The organism is Citrobacter sp. XY323, from assembly GCF_025106035.1.
GTDB classification, from domain to species: Bacteria; Pseudomonadota; Gammaproteobacteria; order Enterobacterales; family Enterobacteriaceae; genus Citrobacter; species Citrobacter braakii.
The window spans coordinates 90,597-113,766 of record NZ_JANYUK010000002.1 but is presented as its reverse complement, the minus strand read 5'-3'; the positions used below and the strand labels follow the sequence as shown (position 1 = coordinate 113,766).

General features: G+C 50.0%; 24 protein-coding genes, 1 tRNA gene and 1 riboswitch. Of the genes, 16 read left to right on the top strand and 9 right to left on the bottom strand.

Annotated features, from left to right (window positions below; translation table 11 throughout):
* Nucleotides 1-38: 38 nt before the first annotated feature.
* Both N0B36_RS04000 and N0B36_RS03995 read right to left on the bottom strand, forming a co-directional pair.
* Complete coding sequence (locus N0B36_RS04000; protein WP_016152574.1) at nt 39-401, bottom strand: hypothetical protein; 363 nt, start codon at nt 399-401, stop codon at nt 39-41.
* Between the two features lie 70 nt (nt 402-471).
* On the bottom strand, nt 472-876 hold the full coding sequence (locus tag N0B36_RS03995) for a VOC family protein (protein WP_080981783.1): 405 nt from the start codon (nt 874-876) through the stop codon (nt 472-474).
* 397 nt (nt 877-1,273) lie between these two features.
* On the opposite strand from N0B36_RS03995, the gene dsbA reads away from it, so the two are divergent.
* The 4 genes from dsbA to N0B36_RS03975 all read left to right on the top strand — a co-directional run bounded on the left by dsbA (nt 1,274) and on the right by N0B36_RS03975 (nt 4,125).
* Complete coding sequence (gene dsbA, locus N0B36_RS03990) at nt 1,274-1,897, top strand: thiol:disulfide interchange protein DsbA (protein WP_047359508.1); 624 nt, start codon at nt 1,274-1,276, stop codon at nt 1,895-1,897.
* 206 nt (nt 1,898-2,103) lie between these two features.
* On the top strand, nt 2,104-3,024 hold the full coding sequence (cbpA, locus tag N0B36_RS03985; RefSeq protein ID WP_016152571.1) for a curved DNA-binding protein: 921 nt from the start codon (nt 2,104-2,106) through the stop codon (nt 3,022-3,024).
* Nucleotides 3,024-3,317 (top strand): chaperone modulator CbpM, encoded by a 294-nt coding sequence (gene cbpM / locus N0B36_RS03980; protein WP_200048886.1) that lies wholly within the window; start codon nt 3,024-3,026, stop codon nt 3,315-3,317. The genes cbpA and cbpM overlap by 1 nt, the downstream gene beginning before the upstream one ends.
* 121 nt (nt 3,318-3,438) lie before the next feature.
* Nucleotides 3,439-4,125 (top strand): Crp/Fnr family transcriptional regulator, encoded by a 687-nt coding sequence (locus N0B36_RS03975; protein ID WP_016152569.1) that lies wholly within the window; start codon nt 3,439-3,441, stop codon nt 4,123-4,125.
* A gap of 47 nt (nt 4,126-4,172) precedes the next feature.
* Here the strand turns inward: N0B36_RS03975 and N0B36_RS03970 are convergent, their stop codons facing one another.
* From N0B36_RS03970 to deoD, 3 genes are all read right to left on the bottom strand, one after another.
* Nucleotides 4,173-5,009 (bottom strand): outer membrane protein OmpK, encoded by an 837-nt coding sequence (locus N0B36_RS03970; protein ID WP_016152568.1) that lies wholly within the window; start codon nt 5,007-5,009, stop codon nt 4,173-4,175.
* A gap of 95 nt (nt 5,010-5,104) precedes the next feature.
* Nucleotides 5,105-6,259: an MFS transporter TsgA gene (gene tsgA / locus N0B36_RS03965; protein WP_016156155.1), complete on the bottom strand. Its 1,155-nt coding sequence runs from the start codon at nt 6,257-6,259 to the stop codon at nt 5,105-5,107.
* 38 nt (nt 6,260-6,297) lie between these two features.
* Nucleotides 6,298-7,005 (bottom strand): purine-nucleoside phosphorylase, encoded by a 708-nt coding sequence (gene deoD / locus N0B36_RS03960; protein WP_016156154.1) that lies wholly within the window; start codon nt 7,003-7,005, stop codon nt 6,298-6,300.
* A gap of 343 nt (nt 7,006-7,348) precedes the next feature.
* Here deoD and N0B36_RS03955 point away from each other — a divergent pair, with 343 nt between their 5' ends.
* The 8 genes from N0B36_RS03955 to N0B36_RS03920 all read left to right on the top strand — a co-directional run bounded on the left by N0B36_RS03955 (nt 7,349) and on the right by N0B36_RS03920 (nt 14,517).
* A complete protein-coding gene (locus N0B36_RS03955) occupies nt 7,349-7,846 on the top strand; it encodes a GNAT family N-acetyltransferase (protein WP_259686097.1) in 498 nt (165 codons plus the stop codon).
* Between the two features lie 226 nt (nt 7,847-8,072).
* A riboswitch (cobalamin riboswitch) is annotated at nt 8,073-8,297 on the top strand.
* 220 nt (nt 8,298-8,517) lie between these two features.
* Nucleotides 8,518-9,573, top strand: a complete 1,056-nt coding sequence (locus tag N0B36_RS03950; protein WP_259686096.1) for an ABC transporter substrate-binding protein — start codon at nt 8,518-8,520, stop codon at nt 9,571-9,573.
* Between the two features lie 66 nt (nt 9,574-9,639).
* Nucleotides 9,640-10,707, top strand: a complete 1,068-nt coding sequence (locus N0B36_RS03945) for an iron ABC transporter permease (protein ID WP_016156150.1) — start codon at nt 9,640-9,642, stop codon at nt 10,705-10,707.
* The gene (locus tag N0B36_RS03940) at nt 10,704-11,519 is read left to right on the top strand and encodes an ABC transporter ATP-binding protein (RefSeq protein WP_153690541.1); all 816 of its coding nucleotides are present in this window, start codon (nt 10,704-10,706) and stop codon (nt 11,517-11,519) included. Before N0B36_RS03945 ends, N0B36_RS03940 begins: the two co-directional genes overlap by 4 nt.
* 10 nt (nt 11,520-11,529) lie before the next feature.
* Entirely contained in the window at nt 11,530-11,970 is a 441-nt protein-coding gene (locus N0B36_RS03935) for a pseudoazurin (protein WP_047501117.1), read from the top strand.
* Between the two features lie 27 nt (nt 11,971-11,997).
* Entirely contained in the window at nt 11,998-12,549 is a 552-nt protein-coding gene (petA, locus tag N0B36_RS03930; RefSeq protein ID WP_049042414.1) for a ubiquinol-cytochrome c reductase iron-sulfur subunit, read from the top strand.
* Between the two features lies 1 nt (nt 12,550).
* Entirely contained in the window at nt 12,551-13,711 is a 1,161-nt protein-coding gene (locus N0B36_RS03925; RefSeq protein WP_103766114.1) for a cytochrome b N-terminal domain-containing protein, read from the top strand.
* Between the two features lie 2 nt (nt 13,712-13,713).
* Nucleotides 13,714-14,517: a cytochrome c1 gene (locus tag N0B36_RS03920; RefSeq protein WP_311044822.1), complete on the top strand. Its 804-nt coding sequence runs from the start codon at nt 13,714-13,716 to the stop codon at nt 14,515-14,517.
* 156 nt (nt 14,518-14,673) lie between these two features.
* Here N0B36_RS03920 and N0B36_RS03915 read toward each other — a convergent pair.
* A tRNA-Ser gene (locus N0B36_RS03915) sits at nt 14,674-14,761 on the bottom strand.
* 142 nt (nt 14,762-14,903) lie between these two features.
* Nucleotides 14,904-16,532, bottom strand: a complete 1,629-nt coding sequence (locus N0B36_RS03910) for an ABC transporter substrate-binding protein (protein ID WP_259686094.1) — start codon at nt 16,530-16,532, stop codon at nt 14,904-14,906.
* Nucleotides 16,533-16,802: 270 nt separating this feature from the next.
* On the opposite strand from N0B36_RS03910, the gene yccA reads away from it, so the two are divergent.
* Nucleotides 16,803-17,462 (top strand): FtsH protease modulator YccA, encoded by a 660-nt coding sequence (gene yccA / locus N0B36_RS03905; RefSeq protein ID WP_016152501.1) that lies wholly within the window; start codon nt 16,803-16,805, stop codon nt 17,460-17,462.
* Between the two features lie 56 nt (nt 17,463-17,518).
* Here yccA and N0B36_RS03900 read toward each other — a convergent pair whose 3' ends face one another.
* On the bottom strand, nt 17,519-17,995 hold the full coding sequence (locus N0B36_RS03900; RefSeq protein WP_259686093.1) for a hypothetical protein: 477 nt from the start codon (nt 17,993-17,995) through the stop codon (nt 17,519-17,521).
* Nucleotides 17,992-18,747 (bottom strand): winged helix-turn-helix domain-containing protein, encoded by a 756-nt coding sequence (locus N0B36_RS03895; protein ID WP_016152499.1) that lies wholly within the window; start codon nt 18,745-18,747, stop codon nt 17,992-17,994. Before N0B36_RS03895 ends, N0B36_RS03900 begins: the two co-directional genes overlap by 4 nt.
* 308 nt (nt 18,748-19,055) lie before the next feature.
* Here N0B36_RS03895 and N0B36_RS03890 point away from each other — a divergent pair, with 308 nt between their 5' ends.
* The 3 genes from N0B36_RS03890 (at nt 19,056) to N0B36_RS03880 (ending at nt 23,170) form a co-directional block, all read left to right on the top strand.
* Complete coding sequence (locus tag N0B36_RS03890) at nt 19,056-19,799, top strand: fimbrial protein (protein ID WP_259686091.1); 744 nt, start codon at nt 19,056-19,058, stop codon at nt 19,797-19,799.
* Nucleotides 19,800-19,873: 74 nt separating this feature from the next.
* Nucleotides 19,874-20,380 (top strand): CS1 type fimbrial major subunit, encoded by a 507-nt coding sequence (locus N0B36_RS03885; RefSeq protein WP_016152497.1) that lies wholly within the window; start codon nt 19,874-19,876, stop codon nt 20,378-20,380.
* A gap of 72 nt (nt 20,381-20,452) precedes the next feature.
* Nucleotides 20,453-23,170, top strand: a complete 2,718-nt coding sequence (locus N0B36_RS03880; protein ID WP_216403371.1) for a TcfC E-set like domain-containing protein — start codon at nt 20,453-20,455, stop codon at nt 23,168-23,170.

Genomic DNA, 23,170 nt, shown 5'->3' with positions numbered 1-23,170 from the left:
CGTGAATAATTATCTAACAGTCAGCAACGGCTGTTCTGTCATTCACGGAAGACGCAAAATCGCAGATGTACCCTTAGCGTGGGCGGCGAGATGGCTCGCGGTGGGAAAAAAGGCAGACGAAACGCCCGCACTGGCGCCAGCAGCGACAGCAGCAGACACAGCACCAGAATAGCGCCTTCGAACAGTACCGGGGGCGCCGCCAGTAATGACTTCGCGCTCAGTTCACAAGGGGTAACGGACGAGGCCTCATCGGTCTGCGCTTGTGCGCTTACGACAACGCTTGTGGCAACGGTGTCCATCTGCAACGCGTGCAGGCCCGCCATGCGTTGTGCGGTACAAACCATCACCACAACACATGCCAGACAGAGGAACCACCATCCCATCCGTTGACGTTTCGCCATTATACCCTCACTGATTGATGCGAGTTATCTTAACCACTCACCAGGTTTTGGCAACCTTTGCGCTGTAAAGTTATGTCCTGTCATCAGCAGGATATACCGCGATTTCAATCAGATTGAGATCGGGATCTCTGACATAAACCGAGCGAATCGGTCCCATCGCACCGGTTCGTGCAACCGGTCCCTCAACAATATCGACCCCGTGCGTTTGAAACGTGGTTATCACCTCTTCCAGCGCACGTGTGGTGATAAAACACAAATCCAGCGCCCCCGGCGTTGGCGCGTAAGCTTTGGGTTCAAACTCTTTTCCCCGAATGTGGAGGTTAATTTTCTGATTGCCAAAGACGAAGGCTTTCCGCCCTTGCGCGAAGGTTTCCAGCCTCATCCCTAAAAGTTCGACATAAAAATGAACGCATGCCTCTTCATTATTGGAGGTCAATACCAGATGATCCAGGTGGTCAATCATAGCGATATCCATTTTGGTTGCTCATCACTGACACTTACCCTATTCATTCAAACGCTACAAGAAAAAGAAAATCTTACGGCTGCGTTGACAGAACATAGCGCAACGCGTTGCTGCTCACGTTTTATAAATTAAATGATAATTAATCATATTTTCGTTTTTATTTATTACAATATAACATTGCCAAAATAATTACGAAAATATCACGGAAGTGATCATTCACTATTTACGAAGAGTACCAAAGGATATTCGCAGAACAGTACATAAATACTGTCCCGCTACGTATTGATGCGTAAATGAAAGTAAGGGTCAGCGCATTTTTAGGTCATTATCGTATTATAGCCCGACGCAATGAAGAGCGTATTCATTCGCAGAAAATTTGTTTATTGAATGTTATTTAGAGTATATGGAAATGAAAAAATATTTATTACCCCTGATTGGGTTACTTTTTACCGTTAGCGCTCAGGCAGCACCATTTACCGACGGCAAAGAGTTTATCTCACTGGAAAAACCCGTCGCTTCAGCCCCGGCAGCGCTGAAGTTTTTCTCATTCTATTGTCCTTCCTGCTATCAGTACGATGAAGTTTTTGAAATCACTGATAACGTGAAAAAAGTTTTGCCTGCTGACGTCAAACTCACCGAATACCACGTCGACTTTTTAGGCCCTCTGGGGCAAGACATGACGCACGCCTGGTCCGTCGCCATGCTGTTGAACGTGCAAGATAAAGTTAAACCGCTGCTTTTTGATGCCGTGCAGAAAAAACAAACCATTAAATCGGCGGACGATATTCGTAACGTATTTATCAGCGCGGGCGTCAGTGCCAGTGATTATGATGCTGCATGGAATAGTTTTGCCGTGAAATCACTAACCGCCAAACAGCAAGAAATGGCTAAAGCTGTAGATTTAACCGGTGTGCCCGCCTTTTTTATCAACGGTAAATATATGATCAATCCGAAAGGACTGAAATCTGATGACCTTAACGCGTTCGTACAAAACTATGCTGATACGGTCCGCTTCCTGATCACTAAATCCTGATGTTTAGCTAATCTCACTATTCGCACCACACAACAGACGCCATAACGTTAAAAAGCGCTGTTGGTGGTGCAATGCCCGCATCGTTTATAGCAATATCCTCCCTTCCCGGTTGGCATTCTCCGTTATCAGGATTACCCTAAACTTAGCGGTGATACCTGTTGTCAGGGTTCACCTTCTGCAAGTGTTGATTTACACGAGAGAACGCTATGGAATTAAAGGATTATTACGCCATTATGGGCGTGAAACCGACAGACGATCTCAAGACAATCAAGACCGCCTATCGTCGCCTCGCCCGTAAATATCATCCTGATGTCAGCAAAGAGACTGACGCGGAGGCCCGGTTTAAAGAGGTTGCTGAAGCCTGGGAAGTCCTGAGTGATGAACAGCGACGCGCCGAGTACGACCAGTTGTGGCAGCACCGCAACGACCCACAGTTCAACCGTCAATTCCAACAAGGAGAGAATCAACGCTATAACGCCGAAGATTTCGACGATATCTTCTCCTCCATTTTTGGTCAGCATGCGCAACAGTCTCGCCAGCGTCATGCCAGCCGCGGGCACGATATTGAAATTGAAGTCGCCGTATTCCTCGAAGAAACGCTTACTGAGCATAGCCGCACGATCAGTTACACCCTGCCGGTTTACAATGCGTTCGGCATGGTCGAACGTGAAATTCCTAAAACGTTGAATGTGAAAATTCCGGCTGGCGTCGGTAACGGTCAGCGTATTCGTCTGAAAGGCCAGGGCACCCCCGGTGAAAACGGCGGGCCAAACGGTGATTTGTGGCTGGTGATTCATATCGCGCCACATCCGCTGTTCGATATCGTTAATCAGGATCTGGAAGTGGTCGTTCCCCTGGCGCCGTGGGAAGCCGCGCTGGGCGCGAAAGTAACCGTTCCGACGTTAAAAGAGAGCATCCTGCTGACCATTCCTGCGGGCAGCCAGGCCGGGCAGCGGTTACGCATTAAGGGCAAAGGTCTGGTAAGTAAAAAACATACCGGCGATTTGTATGCGGTGATCAAAATCGTCATGCCGCCGAAACCTGACGACGCCAGCGCCGCCCTGTGGCAGCAGTTGGCGGATGCACAAAAGACCTTTGATCCGCGCAAAGAGTGGGGGAAAGCATAATGGCTAACGTCACCGTCACCTTTACCATTACCGAGTTTTGTCTGTACACCGGTGTGTCAGAAGAAGAGCTACAGGAGATTGTCGGCTTAGGGGTGATAGAACCTCATGAAGACGAAACATTTGACGATCATGCGCTGACTGTCATGCGTCGCGCGATACGCCTGCGTCAGGAGCTGGAACTTGACTGGCCGGGAATTGCCGTTGCGCTGACATTGCTGGAAGAGAACGCTCAACTGCGGCAGGAAAACCGCCTGCTGCGCCAGCGATTGTCTCGTTTTATCAGCCATCCTTAATGTGTCAAGGCCAGCATGATGCTGGCCCTTTTATTATCCGCAACCCGCTCTTAATGACATTGCGCAGCAGATGGCATACAGTCAGCGATAAGAATTATCTCAAACAATAAGACGTTGAGCCATGCAGCTTAAGCCCCTCACAAAAGGTCGTTTTCACAATATCTGGCAGCAAGATGATGCCTTAATTGAGAAGATATTCCAGGAGTTGCTCTCTGAAACACAGATTATCCAGGAAGATGACTATCTTTACCGCCAGGGACAGGTAGTCGATCGACTAATCATGGTGCAGTCAGGGAGAATTTCTCTGCGTTATAGCGCGGAGAATGGTCGCCGTTTCCAACTGGGTGCAATGGAATGTGATGAGCAACTGTTTGGCGAAATGGAGTTTTTTACCGGGTATCGTTGCCAGCTTGATATCGTAGCCGAAGAACCGCTGACCGTGGCGGTATGCAACTGTGACCGTCTGGAGGAAGCGCTGAACCAGCACCCCAGACTGGCGATATTTTTCGCCAGCGCAATGGCCGTTGATTATCAGGATATGCTGGAAATCTTCCTGCACCGGATGCTCTACCCTATCGTACATAACGTAGCGTATGACCTGTATCGCCAGCATCAGGACAAGCAGCCAATGGATGGTTTTCATAAAAAATACCAGGAAGCTGAGCGATTCGGCACCACCGACCGGGTCTATCGGCGGGCGGTGAAAGCGCTGACGGATGCCGGGCTGGTAACGCGCACGAAGCAAGGACTGGAGATTAAGGATCTGGATGGGCTGCGTAAATTTCTCGGCAATGACATCATTGACTGACACACCAACCCTGGCAAACGGAGCATTGGTGTGTCATTTCAGCGCAATCAGAACTTATAGGTGAGGTTGAAATAGTGACCCAGCCCGGTGGTACGCCCTGCTCCACCGTGGTTTTCCATTAATGCCATGTTGCGGAAATATTTTAAGCCATAACCTACTGCATAATGCTCTGAATGCCAGTAGATGCCGTTATACCATTCAATCGCGTTATTGCTATATAACGGCTGGTTAGCAATCTTGTTCGCGGCGAACTGGTAGTCAAAGTAACCCTGATAGTTCAAATAACTGCCGTTGGCGAACGTATAGAACGGCGTCGACCAGTTGGTCGAGAACATGTAACCATCCCACTTGCCTTCGTTATCTGCACCGTAATTTTCACGTACATAGTGCGCATAAATGTTCATTCCCACCAGACCAAACCACGGCACTTTAACATCCGTGCCGAGACCAACGTAATGCTCAAATAATTCCCGGTCACCAATGTTATTTACCGTTGCGATATAGAATTCGTTAAATGGCCCAACGGATAAATCTTTATTAAAAATGGCGTCGAGGGAAAAACGTGGAGATATCTTGGCAAAGAAGTTATCCCCCCCGTGACGATCGTCCTGCTCGCGATCCAAAATATCAAAGAAATCCACATAACCATACAGATCGATAATCCCGGATCGTGCGCCAAACTCCAGCTCAAGATAGGTGTCATTACGAATACCATAAGGCACTTTCGCATCCACACTTTGCATTAAGTTCATCTGCATCCAGTTAAAATCATTTTTGCGGATGTTGCCATCGGCATAATCAGCCGCAAGCGCTTGCGTACAGCACATCGCAATTACCGCACCCAGAACTGTTTTTTTCATCATTGATTTATTTTTCTTCAGCATTTTCAATTCCTTTGAGCAAGGTTGAGTGTCGCCCCACCAGATAAATGGCGTGACGGCGGGCTATCTAATTAAAGAGGTAAGCGTTATTACTGTGTTTAATTACGTTTGAGTTTTAATGTACCCATCAACATAATAAAGATAATTAAATACAACACCGGTATTGCGTACATAATTTTCTGCAATCCCATAGTTTTTTCCATTAGCGCACTGATCGCCGGACTAAACATGGCGCCAGCACTACCGCTAATTAAAATATAAGAAACGTTCTGGCTACTCGCGCGCTTCACGAAAGAAACCCCGTAGGCAATAAAGGAGTTATACAGCGCTGCGCAGACAAACCCGTAACTATAGGCCAGATAATCAAGCCCGGAGATATTTTCCTTCGTGACAATGATGGTGGTAATAACGCAAGCTAACAAAATAATGCTAAGCAAGAAATAATGTATCTTTACGCGGGAAACAATAACGGTTGAGACTAACGCGCCGACCAGCGCAGCACCCCAGTATTGCGTAATAATATTACCTGCTTCTTCGAAGGGAATACCAAATTTGTTCTTCACAAATAATGGTGCCCAGGTCAGGAAGGTATACAGCGCCAACATACCTAAGAACAGGCCAATGCCTCCGCTGATAATCCCTGGATTCCACTCGGATTTCACCGGGTCTGCGCTATCCGCTGCAGGAGCCGTTTCACAGGCGGTAAAGCGGGTGAGAGCCACAACGCCCAGCGTGAGTAAGGCCACTATGCCTACGCTCAGATAGCTGTAACTCCACGACATATTGTGCGTCAGGGCGAAGGTGGTAATCAGCGGGAAAACTACGCCCGCGACGTTAAAGGTGGCGTCCTGCACCACCAGCATCGTACTTTGAATGCGATCCTGCCAAACCGAAACCACGATCGTTCCGGCCACGCACAGACCAATCCCGCCGCAGAAACCCACCAGGGTCATGGCGACCATCACCGGCCATAAGCCAGGGCTTAAGTGCATTGCCAGAGCGCAGAGGAACACTATCGAATAGATAATGAGCGTCATACGCTTAACGCCGATTTTCTCAATCAGGAAAAAGGCGGCAATGGTCCCGGCTAACGCCCCACCGTTAAGCAACGAAAATATCGAGGCGACGGTATTCACATCGGCACTGTAGCGTACTGCAATCGGTTCAATCAGCATGCCAAACTGACTGGCAAATCCTGCCATAATAAAATTTGCCAGAAAACTAATCAGCGTAAGTGCTATTTTATTCTTCATATAATGCCATCTCTGATTGGTTCATTTAAATGCTGATGCTAAGCCGTAACAGCTGTATTTAGCGCCAGCTCTATCATATTTTTAAAGGTTAACTGCCGTTCTTCCGCCGTTGTTTCTTCTCCTGTCAGGCAATGATCGGATACGGTTAATATAGCCAACGCTTCAATATTAAACTGATGCGCTAAAGCGTATAACCCTGCCACTTCCATATCCACACCCAGCACACCAAACTTTTCCAGTGCAGGTATTAAATTTTCGTCAGGATCGTAATAAAGATCGCCACTGAAGACATTGCCGACTTTAACGTCAATACCGGCCTTCTGCGCCAATGCCCACGCCTGCTGCAATAATGGGAAATGGGCAGATGTCGCCATCGTGTAGCCCGCGCTACGTTTTAAATTTGTGACGGAATCCGTTCCGGCGGCGATGGCAAGAATAATATCTCGCATTTTGACATGATGTTGTGTTGCCCCCAGACTGCCGACACGAATAATTCTCTGTACACCGAAATCATGTACCAGTTCATGAGCATAAAGCGTCATTGACGGTATACCCATGCCATGTCCCATCACCGAAACAGGTTGCCCAAAATAAAGACCGGTATAGCCCAGCATATTGCGTACATTGGTGACTTCGCGGTAATCCATTAGATAATTTTCGGCAATAAACTTAGCGCGAAGCGGATCGCCCGGCATAATAACGGTTGGCGCAAAATCACCCGCTTTAGCATTAATATGTGCAGTCATAACAATTCCTGAATTATGGGTATTGAAGATATGCAGGGATTGTAACCAGCGGTTTGCAGAGGATTGAGGACAAAAGTCCTGCTCAGAGGATCGGCCTCTCATTTCTGAGAGTTAGTGTTGCGGGCAGAGGGTACAGAAGAAAAATGAGCCTCCTCCACAGCAAAGAAAAGCGAGGGCCAGCGCAATAAAGGAACAGATTTGCACCCAAATCGTTGGTTACCACCGCGTTGACACGAGTATCCATTGCAGCGTCAATATTGTTTTTAAAGTGGTCTTATTGTTATTATCATTTTCCGTTCTAAATTTGAGTTATGCTGCCATGATCCCATTTAGGTTTAGTGAGATGACTCCCGCCGATATTCCTGCTGTTCAGTCGTTTCTTGTTGAGCATCTTAATTTATTCTTCAATGCCGGTAGAGCCATGCCTTCTGCCGAAGAAGATCTCTTTGCTCTCGAACAACAGTATATCTTGCAGGAAAGGAATTCATTACTTTGCGCGTGGAGTGAAAACCAGGAATTAATCGCTACACTGGCGGTATGTCAATATGATGATCGTATTACTGAACTACGTGGTCGCTATAACTTGGCTGAAACGGCGGAAATTTGTCGTTGCTACGTGGATGAGCGCTACCGCAGACAGGGGATCGGAAGTCAGTTGTTTGCTTTAGCTGAGGTATTCTGTCAGCAACATCAATATAAGACTTTGTATCTTCACACACATCATTTTTTACCCGGAGGGTATTATTTCTGGTTGCGTAACAATTTTAACGTGATTATGGATATGGAGGATGAATGGCAATTGGTACATATGGAGAGTACACAAAAAAGTGTCAAGCGCTGATATGCGGAACTTTTGATGGTGATCAATATGTTTCATACACAGAAATTTCAGTATGCGTGTAATTTGATCAATATCAACCAATTCTCATTTAGCTTCCTGTTGTTATTTTCATTCACAACATCGCAGTAACCAACAAAATCATAACTCACTGTATTAAATGAGTATTTTTTCTACACCACTACCTTTTATCTCTTGCCCTCGATGGTTGACCTTGTTAACAATTGCCGCTAGAGTCGCTTTCGACAGCATTTCATTACATTTTTGTATATGAATAGGAATATGGTGAGAATTATTCAATTCAATTCCATAACTGCCCCCGCAACTGTAGGCGGATGCAGAATATCCCTGTGTGGCTCATAAACCACAGGTCACTGTAAAGTTCATCTTTATGGGAAGGCCGATATTCTGATTACCGTGAGTCAGGAGACCTGCTGTCAAAGGTATATGCCATTGAGTGGACGGGATGGTCCATGGGATGAATTATTTGACGCAAGCGGTAGTGTATTTATGAATAAGATTTTGGCTGAGTAAAGCTTATTTGCATTTTTTGCATATCTTCATTCTTAAATTTCACGATTGAATGTCATCTATCTTCATGTCTCCTCCCGATATATGGAATGAAATAAGCCATGACCAGACCTTAAGATTCTGGCATCAACGGGACGATGATAATGCACGCTAATTCTACCTTTTACTTCTCTAAAAAAACGCTTTTGGCTATTTTTGGCACGACTGCTCTCCTGCTTACTTCCGGTTTTTCCGAGGCAGCAAAAACCGAATATCCTCTGACGATTAAAAGCTGTGGCCGCGATATTACCTTCAATCAGGCACCAACGCGCGTGGCGACGGTGGGTCAGAACAGTACCGAGATTCTCTATTCACTGGGGCTGGCCGATCGCGTCGTGGGTACTTCGCTGTGGTTTGGCCCGGTACTGGAGGCTTATAAAACAGCAAACGAAAAAGTCGCCGTTATCGCGCAAAATATTCCAAGCTTTGAAGGGATCGTGGCGAAAAAACCGGATCTGATCGCCAGTCAGTTTGAGTGGCAAATCGGCCCTGCTGGCACGGTTGCCTCTTACGAACAGTTTAGTGAACTGAAAATTCCCGTTTACACCGCGCCAGCTGACTGTGCGAAAGATAACGAAGATGGTGGTGATGGTGTCCGTAAGGGCATGTTTGATATTGCCATGGTGTATCAGGAAGTCGCCGATCTGGCGAAAATCTTCGATGTTCAGGATAAAGGCGAGGCGCTGATTGCCAGCCTTAAAGCACGTGAAGCCGCAGCGAAAAACAAAATTACCGGAATGGATGAGAATGTTTCCGCCGTGTTCTGGTTCTCAAGCGCCGATCTCCAGCTTGACCCTTACGTTGCCGGGAAGTTTGGTCCGGCGGCATGGATCGCCCAAACGCTGGGAGTGAAGAATGTGATTGATTCTGCTGAAGAGTGGCCAACGGTGGGTTGGGAAACCATCGCAAAAGCGAATCCTTCACTCATTGTGCTCGGTGAGATGAGCCGTCGCCGCTTCCCGGCGGATGACTGGAAGGTCAAGATGGAATACCTCAAGTCCGATCCTGTCGCCAAACTGGTTCCTGCCGTCAAGGAAAACCATCTACCGGTCATTGACGTACAGACCATGAATGCCGGGATCAGAACTATTGATGGTGTGGAAAAACTGGCTGATGCCCTTGTTGAATATGGCTTAGCACATCCGCAGGCTGCTCATTAATCTACGTTTTGCGCTATATCCTCGCACGGTATAGCGCATCTCCGTTACTCAGGAACGCAGATAATCATGAGTGATTCACGCAGGATGCGTCGCGCTGTTGGTCAGCTTGCGGTGAGAGTCAGTGGGCATGCCGTTTGGGTCAGTGCGCTAATGTGTGGCGTGCTGCTGGCGGGGATTTCCATCGGCGAAACGCTTATCCCCTGGCAGCATGTTCTCAGCACGCTGGCAAATCATCTTTTTGATACACACTATCCTGTCGATGCGCTGGATGCAGGGATCGTCTGGAACTACCGCCTGACCCGAGCGCTGGTCTCGGCCAGTTGCGGCGCGTGCCTGGCTGTTTCCGGCGTAGTGTTACAGTCGCTGCTACGCAATGCGCTCGCCGAACCCTATCTACTGGGGATTTCTGCCGGAGCGTCCACCGGAGCGGTGCTGATTGCTCTCACTGGACTTGGCGCAGGCATCATCAGTATGTCATTGGGCGCTTTCATTGGTGCGCTGACGGCATTTCTGTTCGTTGCGCTATTGGCGATGGCCGCTGGCGGTAGACAAGGTGGGGGGGTGACAACCCAAATCATCCTTGCCGGGATCGCCAGCTCCCAGCTTTTCAATGCGATTACATCGCTTATCATCACCCGCTCAGCAAACGCCGAGCAAGCACGCGGTATTATGTTCTGGCTGTTGGGCAATTTGAGCGGTGTACGCTGGCCCGATGTAGTCTTAGCCATTCCTACCGCTCTGGTCGGTATCGCGCTGTGCTTCTGTTATGCCCGCCATCTTGATGCTTTCTCCTTTGGTGCGGAGTCTGCGGCATCGCTGGGCATTCCGGTAAAACGTACCCGTGCAGTACTGATTGCCGCCGTCACCGGCATGACGGCGATTATGGTCTCCATTGTGGGTGCGATCGGCTTTGTCGGTCTGGTGATCCCTCATGCTGCTCGTCTGCTGGTCGGCAACCAGCATCATCGACTGCTGCCGGTTAGTGCGCTTACCGGAGCTATTTTCCTCATTATCGCTGATGTTATTTCCCGCACGTTACTACCCGGTCAGGTACTACCAATAGGCGTGATCACGGCTCTGGTCGGCGCTCCTGCGTTTTCAATCATTCTGATTAGAGGAAACCAGAACAAATGACGGTGAACCTCGTACAGCCACTCGTTACCTCTGCGCAAGTCGTTATTGAAGCCTGTAATTTGTACTGGAAGGTAAAAGGTAAGACGATTGTTGAAGATATTTCACTCAGCGTAACGCCCGGCGAGTTTGTCGGCATCATCGGTCCCAACGGCTCGGGCAAAACGTCACTGATTTCACTGCTGGCCGGTTTGCTGAAGCCAACTTCCGGGCGTATCACCCTGCAGCAAAAGGCGCTCCAGCATTATTCGCGGCGTCACCTTGCGCAGCGGGTGGCGCTGGTCGAACAACAGGCAGAAACCAGCGAGCGTCTTACCGCTTTACAAGCCGTTTCTCTGGGGCGCACGCCCTGGCTTAGCCTGCTCTCGCCCTGGTCCGCCAAAGATGACGATATCGTGCAAACTATGCTGGAGAAGGTCGATCTCCGTGAATTACAGCACCGATGCTGGCATACCTTTTCCGGGGGAGAAAAACAGCGCCTGCATATCGCCCGGGCGCTGGCGCAGCAGCCGCAGTTGTTACTGATGGATGAACCCACCAACCATCTCGACATTCAACATCAGATTGGCCTGCTTAGTCTGGTTAAACGTGAAAAGCTCACGGTCATTGCCGCTCTGCACGACCTCAATCATGCCGCGATGTTCTGCGATCGCATCATCGTCATGACATCCGGGCATATGGCTATGCAGGGGACTCCTTGCGCCGTGTTTACCCGTGAAAACCTCCATGCCTGGTTTGGTATCGACGCCATTGTTGAACATGAAACTGGCGCTGAAAACTGTTTTATCCGTTATCAAAGACCTGATGAATTTTAAGGAAGAATCGATGAAATATCTCAAACAGAGTCTGAAAGTTTTATGTTTACTCGCCCTCGCCTCTTCAACCTTCGCACAAACTCACGACGTTTTGATGAAAAATCGTGGGTCTGCGGGACCAATGGTCTATGAGCCGGATTATCTGGAGATCCAGCCCGGGGATACGGTGAAGTTTATCCGTAAACATAAGAGCCACAACGCGGCTTCAATCGCTGAATTGTCTCCGGCTAACTATCCCGGTTTTTTGGGAAAAATAGATGAAGAGATCGAAGTAACTTATGACAATGCCGGATTTTACGGCATCAAATGTACACCGCATTACGCTCAGGGCATGGTGATGCTGATTAAGGTAGGAGATGCCACGTTACCAGCAAGCTATCGGGCATTCAAAGCACCGGGTATTGCTGATAAGCGCTTTCAGGAAATTTACGCGCGTATCGACAAACGTTAATCCGCGATACTCAGGGAGAAATTCGAGGTGACAGAGAACAAACTTGCAGATGGCGAAATCCAGGAACAGCGCCGGGAATGTCTGTGTAAACTGACAAAATTCGTCGGTGCGGCAGGCGTCGCTGCTGCCGTCTGGCCGCTGGTTTCGGCCCTGGGCCCGGATGAGAAGACTCTTGCGGAAAATGAACCGATTGATGTCTCTCTTGCGGGGGTTGCTGCTGGACAAACCGTCAGACGCGTATGGCAGGGAAAGCTGATTCTTATTCACCATCGCACCCAGGATGAGATTATTACTGCCAGAAGTGCCGACTGGCATACGCTTATCGACCCACAACCGGACAGCGAGAGGGTCTCTGCTACTCATCCTCAATGGCTGGTGGTTCAAGGGTATTGTCCACATGCCGGGTGCGTACCCAACGCCCGACCAGGAGGGGTGGGTTGGATCTGTCCGTGCCACGGTTCAGAGTTTGATACGTCCGGGCGCGTGACGCGCGGCCCCGCGACGACCAACCTGGCAATCCCGGACTACGTTATTCATTCGGATGGTCAGGCCGTGCGTATCGGCACGAAGGAAGCCTGAAATGAGGAGTGAGCGCGTCTATTCGCTTCGCTGGCGTATCCCGTTTCCTCGCTCGATTGCCGGACTCTGGGTATTCGCAATCGGCGCCATCCTGCTGGTTATACTCGCCGTGCAGATCCTTACGGGTATCGTGCTGGCGATGTTTTACGTGCCGACGGCCGAGCTGGCATTTGACTCCATTATTCATATTATGCGTGCGGTTCGCCATGGAGAACTGTTACGCAACATGCATGCTATTGGCGCGTCGCTCTTTTTCTTTGCCTGTTATCTGCATATTTTTCGTGGCATGTACTACAGCGTTTACCGCAAGCCCTGGACGACAATGTGGATGATTAGCGTGACGCTGTATATCCTGCTGATGATGACCGCATTTCTTGGTTATAGCCTTATCTGGGGGCAAAAAAGCTACTGGGCGGCTACGGTAATTACCCGCTTTGCCCAGGCCATTCCGCTGGTGGGCGATACCCTTTACGCATATTTAGTCGGCAGCCATACTCCGGGAACGCCGATGCTTGGCCGCTTTTTTGTTCTCCACTTTATTCTTCCCTTTGTGATTGTCGGCGCAACGGTTTTTCATATTCGCACCGTACAGTCGGCGTTTGCGCAGGCGATGAAAAAGAGGTTTAGCGAGAAAGAGTCCAGGAGCCTGCTGTTCGATTACAAAATTACCGATCTTGATGCCATCAAAATCATCCTTTTTTTGATGATTTTCGCCTGGTTTTTATTCTTCGCGCCGCATTATCTGAGCAGCGCCGATAACTTTATTCCTGCGGATCCAACAGTTACACCCGCGATTGTTGCGCCGGAATGGTATTTTCTCCCCTTCTTCTCCATCTTGCGTTGCTTCCCAAATGAATTCGTTGGCTTAGCCGCAATGTGCAGCTCGGTACTGATTTTCTATTTCCTTCCCTGGCTTGATACTTCCCGGGCTCGTTTTCGCCATTACAGCAAACTGGTTAAATGCGGATTCTGGCTGTGGGTCATTAATGCCTGCTTTTTAGGCTGGTTAGGGTCGAAAGCGCTGGTTGGCCCCGATCTTATTGACGGTTTCCGTAACGAAGAGGGCTGGATCCGTGCCGCATCGCAGCTTTCGACTCTGATTTGGTTTGCCTGGTTTTTAATCGTATTACCTTGCCGTCGTTTTCTGGAAAAGCAGGATTGATGATGAAACAACTATTGAAATTCAGCATTCTGTCCTTTTCTCTGTTGGGACTGGGTTCCTCCTATGCGCAGGAAGCCACGCCTGAACGGCAGGAATGGAGCTTCAGCGGCATCAATGGCCAGTATGATAAAGCGCAGCTTCGACGTGGCCTGCAGGTTTATGAAGAGAAGTGTCGCGCTTGTCACGGCATAAAGCACCTTAGCTTTCGGTCGTTGACCAGGCCCGGCGGTCCGGAACTCACGGCTGAAGAAGCAAGAAGTATCGCCAGCGGCTATCAGTTTCCTGAGCTTCAGGATGACGGCCAGATTGGCGAGCGAGACGGGACGCTAAATGACAGCTTCATCTCGCCGTATCTAAACGAGCAGGAAGCACGATACCTTAACAATGGTGCTTCCCCCGTTGACCTGAGCTATATCGTGCGTGCCCGCTCATACGATCGCGGATTCCCGCAATTTCTGTTGGATGCTTTTCTGCCCTACACGGACCAGGGAGCAGATTACGTCTACGCGCTGCTAACCGGTTATCAACCTGCCGATCCCGAACTGAAGGCTAATCGCTATTTTCCCGGTGGCGTGATTAACATGCCGAAACCGCTGACCAGCGGAGAGATTCAATGGCGCCCGGCGTCGCTACAAGCTGAAACGGAGGAGCAATATGCCAGGGATGTCACCGCCTTTCTGGCATGGGCAGCCGACCCAACGCTTGCAGAACGAAGGCAGCAGGGATATTACGTTATGGGCTACCTGGCCTTTATGCTGGGGCTGCTATGGATATTACGACGAATGAAAAGGCGTTCGCTCATGTAGGCCTTGCCAGATATGAAGATGATTCAGTTCGTCAGCTTTCCGCCGGGCAGCAGCGCTGAGTTGCCCTTGCGCGACTAAGGCTGGTGAAAGATGGCATGACATAAACTGCACAAAACGAAAAAACCCCGAGCTATTAAATAGCTCGGGGTTTATGTTTGGCGGAAGCGTAGAGATTCGAACTCTAGAACCCTTTCGGGTCGCCGGTTTTCAAGACCGGTGCCTTCAACCGCTCGGCCACGCTTCCAATGAGGCGCACTATAAACATCCCGAACGGACCTGTAAAGCACCAATGCGTTCGTTTGCCTGAAAAACAGCCAAAATATTGTTAATCGACTGAAATAACAACAGATTGACCGTTTATTCAGCACAAATACTGGCTACAGCGCTTAATGTTTTTTGATGAACATATCTTTGGTGTAGTAATTTCCCCGGTTATCTGGCGCAAATCCTCCCACCCACGGCTTCACAAGATGCGTGCGGACATAGTGGTAAACCGGAATCGCTGGTACATCCTCTCCTAAAAGGTCTTCAGCCTGCTGGTAGTATTTGCCTCGCTCCTCCAGCGAAGTTGCTTTCGCCGCCTTGCGCATCGCGTCATCAAAAGCGGGATTGCTGTACCTGGTGGTATTCTCGCTATCGCCGGTACGGAAAATATTGAGGAAACTTGAGGCATCATCATAATCGGCGATCCATGCGTAGCGCACGACGTCAAAATTACCGGTGTGCATGGTATCCAGCATGGTTTTCCATTCCTGATTTTGCAGCTTCGCCTCTACGCCGAGGTTTTTCTTCCACATTGACGATGCGGCAATGGCAATACGCTGGTGCGTTTCGAAAGTGTTATAGAGCAGATTTAGGCTAAGCGGATGCTCAGGTCCAAAACCGGCTTCAGCCAGCAGTTTCTTAGCTTCGGCAATGCGTTTTTCGAACGGCCACGCCGCATATTCCGGCGCATGCAGTTGCACTCCCCCTATTTCCGGCTGGCTGATAACCCACGCCGCGCGTTGTCCCTGCCCCATCACCTTTTGTGCGATGATGTCTTTATCTAACGCCATATTCAGCGCCCGGCGCACGCGCGGGTCATTAAACGGTGCTCGCGTCGTATTGAACTGATAGTAATAGGTTGAAAGCTGAGGTGAGACATAGAGTTCATCGCCCATCGTCTTTTTCAACTGCGCAAACTGATTGACCGGGACGCTATACACAATGTCGATTTCGCCGGCCTTATAGCGGTTAACGTCTGCGGACTCTGAACTGATGGGCAAATAAGTGACCTTATCAATGACGGTGTGCCGATCGTCCCAATAATGCGGGTTACGCACGGCAACGATGCGCTCATTGACTACCCACTGCGATAACTTGTACGCCCCGCTGCAGACAAAATGTTCTGGCCGGGTCCACTTATCACCAAAGCGGCCGATCAGCACTTTATCCAGCGGAACCAGTGACGGGTGCGCCAGCATCGCCAGAAACGCCGCCGTTGGCTGCGTCAGGGTAATTTCCAGCGTGCTATCATCCAGGGCTTTGACCCCGATATCGGCAGGATCTTTTTTCCCTTGGGCAATATCGAGGGCGTTTGCTACGTGCATATTGCCCAGATACGAGGAATAAGGTGAAGCTGTTTGCGGTGAGACCAGACGCTGCCAGCTCCAGACGACATCCTGTGCGGTAATGGCAGACCCATCTGACCAGGTTATGCCCGGACGTAAATAAAAGGTCCAGACGGTGTTGTCTTTGTTCTCCCAGGACGCGGCCAGCCGGGGTTCGATAGACCCATCCGACTTAACCGCCACCAGTCCGTCGAACATATCGCTGATTAAATTAAACTCAACGTTGCTTTCGACTTTATGCGGATCCAGCGACGCTGGCTCACTGCCATTGTTTCTGACCAGTTCCTGTTTTTCTGCAAGAATTGTTCCTGCGGGAACATTTGCCGCCATCGCCGCGCCGTTGATAGACATCAAACAGACAGTCAACAGCGTAAACGTCAATATCTTCGATTTATGTTGAATCATTCCCTTTACCTTATTGCTCTGTTTTATGTAGACACCGCTGTCACTGTCAGAGAGAAACAGGAATAACGCAATATTTTTCAGTTACCTGGCAGATATCTAACAGGCATTTTTACACATATAGTGCTAACATCTGATTCGGGAGCTTTTGTTGAAATAATATGCTTAAGCCTGGCGGGTTAAAATGCGTAAAGATGGGTAAAACCGCTGTGTCATTCCCCTTGATTTCATTATCCTCCATCATTAATTACATCTGTCATAAGAGAGTGACTCATGGATCGTATTATTAGTTCTTCACGCGATCGTACATCGCTACTCAGCACGCATAAGGTGCTGCGCAATACCTATTTCCTGCTCAGCCTGACGCTGGCGTTTTCGGCGCTCACTGCGACTGCCAGTACCGTACTGATGTTGCCCTCTCCGGGGCTTATCCTGACGCTGGTGGGTATGTATGGTCTGATGTTCCTGACCTATAAAACGGCGGATAAACCGGTTGGTATTCTGTCAGCTTTCGCTTTCACCGGCTTCCTGGGCTACATTCTGGGACCGATCCTGAACACATACCTGTCTGCGGGCATGGGTGATGTTATCGCCATGGCTTTGGGCGGTACGGCGCTGGTCTTCTTCAGTTGCTCAGCCTATGTGCTGACCACGCGGAAAGACATGTCCTTCCTCGGCGGTATGCTGATGGCAGGGATCGTGGTGGTGCTGATTGGTATGGTTGCGAATATTTTCCTGCAGTTGCCGGCTTTACATCTGGCGATCAGCGCGGTGTTTATTCTGATTTCTTCAGGCGCAATCCTGTTTGAAACCAGTAATATCATCCGTGGCGGTGAAACCAACTACATCCGTGCCACCGTCAGCCTGTACGTTTCGCTGTACAACATCTTCGTCAGCCTGCTGAGCATTTTGGGCTTCGCCAGCCGCGATTAATCAGCATCACTGATACGAAAAAAGAGAATGCCAATGGCATTCTCTTTTTTTATACCTTATTGACCCCGGCAGATATAGGTAGGATAGCGCCGGTCCTGAATAAGCCACACAGCAGGTGAAAGTTCAGAGATCGTCAGGTAGTAGCGTGAGGTCGGATAGGCGAAGCTCCCCCATTGGGCATTCGGCGTATTGTCACTGTGGCGAAGCCAGGTTTTGGTGTAGGTCAATACAATGACGTTGTCATCGTCCCGCTGCTCCCACGTAAAGTCTACATCCCTGTCAACGATAAAATTTTGCCCGCCAGCTCTTGCCGCACCTTTATAGGTGGTCAACCCTGTACCGTCCCGATGAAAATAGAACTGAGCAAGGGCATTTACCTTCACTTCACTTGTTTTCCCCTCATTGCGCGTAAAGTTAAATTCAGTGCTGCAGGCCAGCACATCACTTTTTCCCGTCGCGCCGCAATAGTAAAACAGCGCCACCGCGCCGCCGACCAGGGCTCCGCCCAGTCCAAAAAGAAGCCTTATTTTCATTTTCCAGCCCCGTTTTTATAGCGAATGGTCTTGCACAGACGTGTTTTATTGACCGGGCAGGCCCCGATAAACAGTTCATCAGCAGTTGCAAGCGAAAAACGGGCGCTGAAAAAATAAATAGCATACTCCTCGCGCTCGCAAGCCACGTCATTGGCCTCCAGTCGCTCAGCTAATTTTGATAGCACTAACGGCCGTCCATGATCTTCGATGACCCAGATACTACAACGCGCGATTTTTTCCTGGACCGGCTTTAATTTCGCCGGAACAGTTATCTCCTGCGGGCGGCTAACGTAAAAGATCGCTCCCAACGGCACGGCAATCAATGCCCCTATTCTGAACCACTTTTTCAGGGATACTCGCCGGGGCAGAACGTCTTGTTGCGCTGAGGGGGGTTGCGGATCAACGGCTTGAATTTTCTCTCCAGGCTGAAAAATCACATCAGCATCAAAACGGAAACCATAGCGCGGGACAGTGACGATCAATTCGTGCCCCTCTCCCAGAGACTGGAAGCTTTTACGCAGTTCGCTTACCGCTTTATTGAGATTATTTCCTGATGGCGTAAAGCCAAATTCTTCCCACACGCGAGCGATCAATTCCTCCCGGCTTAAGTCGCGTCCTCGGTGTTTAATGAATTCCTGTAAAAGACGAACGGCTGGCGCCGAAAGTGTTAATACAGACTCGGGTTGTCCAACAAGACTTATTGCATGTGCTTCAGGATCAAATAACAACGAATTATTGCATATAAAAAACATCTTTTATTCTCGGCTGTTACCGCATGCTTTTTATTCCCTGGTACGTCGATATGAAAACCGCCCCCTGACCTGCTTATTTTTTCATCAGAAGGAATTTTCCTCCCATCCTTGGCCGCGGTATTTTCGCTTAACTATACAACCTTAAAGCCAGAAAAGCAGGATAAAAAACTGTATATAACGAGTTAACTAATACAAATTTTCACAAACCGCTGTTCTGGTTAAAGTTTCCCTGCCCTGAAGCGATACGAAAGCAGACGGTGTCCTGGTGTTAACGCGCCGCCTTTAAACTCAGAGCAGGCAGACTGATTGTGAAACAGAAAAAAAGAGTGAGCATGACAACCGCCTTTTATGTCGCCGCGCTGTCATTGCCATTTTTCTCAGAAATGACAATGGCCAATATGAGCGTGTATCCCATGGAGCTGAATGTAGACAGATCCGGTGCGGCGCAAATTAAGGTGGCTTCAAAAACGGATGATATTCAGTTCATTCGGGTGAGGCAAAAGAAAATTCTTAATCCCGGAACAGCCCAGGAAAAAGAAATTGACGTCGCTTCGTGGAAAGAAGGTGGCGTGGTGGTTACGCCCGAGAAATTTGCTCTGGCTGCAGGCGCGATGCGCGTTGTTCGTCTGGTATCGCTTATACCGCCGAAAAAAGAGACCACCTGGCGTGTCTATTTTGAAGGAGTAAAACAACCTGACAGCATTATTCCGGGCAAGGCAGAAACCCCTGCAGCAATGGCGACATTAGGTGTCAATGTGATCTGGGGCGCACTGGTCCACATTGCTCCAGAAGAAAACGTAATTTCACTGTCGATTGACCCTCTCCGGGGAACGTTAAAAAACAACGGCACATTGCGTGTGCCGCTCAGAGAGATTGGTATTTGTGATGCTGTTTCATCGTGTAAATGGATAAAAGAAGACGCGACGATTTATCCGGACACTGAACGGAAATTAAAAACGCTCACTATGAAACAGGGTCAGAAATATAAGTTCCGCTACTTCAACTGGGTGAATAAAACCGCTGAAGAAGCTGATTTACCCGTCGTGCAATAACACGACGGCACAGTAAAAACCCACGTAGTTTGTTTAAAGAGCCAAGGTGCTCATTTGTAAATATGGAGATATCAATGCGTAACTATATTAAACCTCTGATGATTGTTGCCGCGATGGCCTCGTCCTTTAGCGCGCTGGCGATTCAAAAAGATATTACCGTCAACGCCAGCGTTGACTCACAGTTGGATATGACTCAGGCCGATAACACGCCACTGCCGGCCAGCATCGACATGCAGTACCTGCCAGGTCGTGGGCTGGAAAGCTACCGCCTGAACACCAAGGTGTGGTCTAACTCCGCCACCAGCAATGTCAAAGTGCGCCTCGTTAGCGCAGCTAAGCTCACCAATATGGATGGCGACGAGACTGTACCGATGACGGTGATTCTGGGTGATAAAACACTGTCTACCACCGATGCCGAATTTACCGGAACTGAACTGTTCCCAGGCAGCATTGAAAACGGTTCAGCGGTACTGCCACTGACCATTTCTCAGACCACCAAAGGCATTCTGAAAACCGGTCAGTACAGCGGCGTTGTCAGCCTGATGCTGACGCAGGCGACGACCACGGAAGGCGGTGCGTAACACCACAGTACATAAGGGATAACGTCAGAGGGTGCCCACCCTCTGACGTCAGGATGATGTCGAGGCTTGGTCATGGCGTTTCACAGAAATACTCTCCTCTTAGTTGCTTTATTACCCGCATCCATCCAACTCGCCTGCGCCGAGATGGCCGTCCCGGCAGGTTTCGAAGATCTGGCGAAAACGCAGCGCCTGTGGATAGAGGTTAACCTCTATGGCGAATCGCTTGGCCTTTTTGAAACGGATATCACACTTGAATCGGTCAGTTTTGTCGCACCCGAAACCGTGGTCGCGGCTATCAAACGTCAGTTTAATGACGCTCCTGCCCTCGTTGCCACCGTGTCTGCAGCTCTCGCCGTTCCACTTGCCCGTAACGGCAACCTGGCGTGCAGCAGCAATGGCTCCGCAACGGGATGTGATTACATTGATACCCATCGCGCGGCCATTATCTATGATGAGAATAACGCGCGCATTAGTCTGTTTTTGGACAAGAAATTTCTGCCTAAACAGACCACAGAAAACCAGTGGTATCAGCCTACGCAGGGCACTGAGAATGCGTTGATCCATCAACAGAATATCAATTTTGTTGCCGACAGGGATTACCAGTCAGCCACCGTTCAGGGCAATGGCGCGCTGGCCATGACACAGGACGGCTACTTTAATCTCGACTGGACCTGGCTGGGGCAGCGTTCAAGGCACCAGCAGCAACAAGAAATAACCGTCAACAATGCCTGGTTTCGCCAGGATATCTGGCGTCAGTACTATATTCAGTTAGGCGAGATGGATACCCGCGATCTGTTCAGTAATGCTGGTGGGAATATCAACCTCAGCCAACTGCCGCTGGGCAAAATTCGCGGCCTGCGCGCAGGCTCGACAAGGGCATGGATCAATCCGGTTCAGCAGTCAAAGGGTACCCCCATCACCGTGCTGCTTTCCCATGATGCGCGTATTGACGCCCGCCGGGGCAATCAGCTGCTGGCCAGTTTTTATCTCAATGCTGGGGCCCAGACTCTGGACACGCGATCGTTCCCCGACGGGAGCTATACCGTGACGCTGTCCGTCTATGAAAATAACCGGCTGACACGTACCGAGCAGATACCGTTTACCCGCACCGGTATTACGCCGTTTGACCGCGTCGAGTGGTTCCTGCAGGCAGGCGAAACCGACAATAACAATCAAAACGATGAACGTAGCGCGGTCGCTCAGGCGGGTGTCCGCCTGCCAGTCACTCCAACGCTGGCACTCACCAGTGGCGCAGCGATAAAGAAAAACCAACGTTTTCTGGAAAATGCACTCGACTGGAGTCGTGGTTTCAATGCGGGTCCGATCGATGGCGTACTCTCGACCCGGTTTAGCTACCTTTACGGCAGCGAAGGACAACGCGGCAATATTCAGCAAATCAGCTATAACGACGGCTTTTCACTGAGCTTCTATCGCAACGCGTTATCAGCGGAAAACTGCAATACCCGAAGCGCGGGATATGACGCCGTAAATGGCTGTTACCGAAGCCTGTCGGTGATGTTCTCCGTCCCTGTCGGCACCTGGTACGCCAGCCTGGGATATTCGGATAACCGCAACGAAGGACGGTACGTTTCTCGTCGGGAACTCCCGGACAGTGACGATCGCCACGATGCAGGCTTGCCCTGGGAGTCGGTTTATATGACCCGCTCACGCACGCGGGCCTGGCAGGGTGGCTTGAGTACGGCTTTCAGCACGCGTGGTCTGAACATCAACAGCAGCATTAACCTTTTCATGCGTAACGATGACTCACGCGAAGGCAGGGATAAAGGCGGCTACCTGAGCGTGAGCCTGTCAATGGCGCATAACCATCAGGGCAATGCGACAAGCTATACCTCTCTGGGCGCGACATGGCAGCACCAGCAGCATGAAAAAAACCAGTTGAGCTATAACGTGGCGCACAACTGGTATGCCGACGCACGTGGTGAAAATGAGTATGGACTGAGCGCATCAGGTATTAACAGCGATTCACTCAATACCTCTGCCTACACGCGCCAGGGCGGACGATATGGCAACGGGAGCCTGACAGTCAGCGATGCCTGGGATCGTCAGGATCGGCGCCATACCCTGAGCAGCAGCGGCAATTACAACTCCACGCTTGCGCTGTCGCGCTCTGGTCTGTGGCTGGGCCGCTGGAGCGACGGACGTCCTGCTTCAGCCATCGCGGTTAACGTTGCCACACCGGAAGATTCCCAGGATCCGAGTATTGCCGTGTCGCTGGATAACGGCGGCAGTGCAGACATTCCAGGCAATAGCCGCGCCCTCTTCGCCGTGCCGGGCTATCAGCAGACTACGTTGACGATTAACGAATCGCTGGATGTCTCGCGGGGTGCCAGCAGTGAAATCACACAAGGTTCAGGCAGCAGAACGTTGTTTATGGTGCCAGGCAAACTGCTCCGCCGGGACGTGCAAACCACGGCAAGCTACACCTGGCTCGGCCAGTTAACTGACGAGCGACATTCGCCGTTTATCGGCGGCGTGCCACTGAACGTTAACGGCTGGAGCGACCTTGGCAACGGCGGGTTTAGCGCTCAAAGCGACGCTCTGCTGCATAACCTCTACCTGGTGCGTCAGCAGCAGTTTTATCAGTGCGAGCTGAACGTAAAGAGTATGCGCGACGTCGTGCGTTACGTCGGGTCGATCCCTTGCCGGGAATTAACCTTCTCTGCCCTGCCGGATACTGTCCAGCAACAGGCACAGCTGATGCTCGCCGGACGATCGGTACCAACGGGTCCAACTGCCATGAATGCAGACAACATCACAAAAGGGAAATGA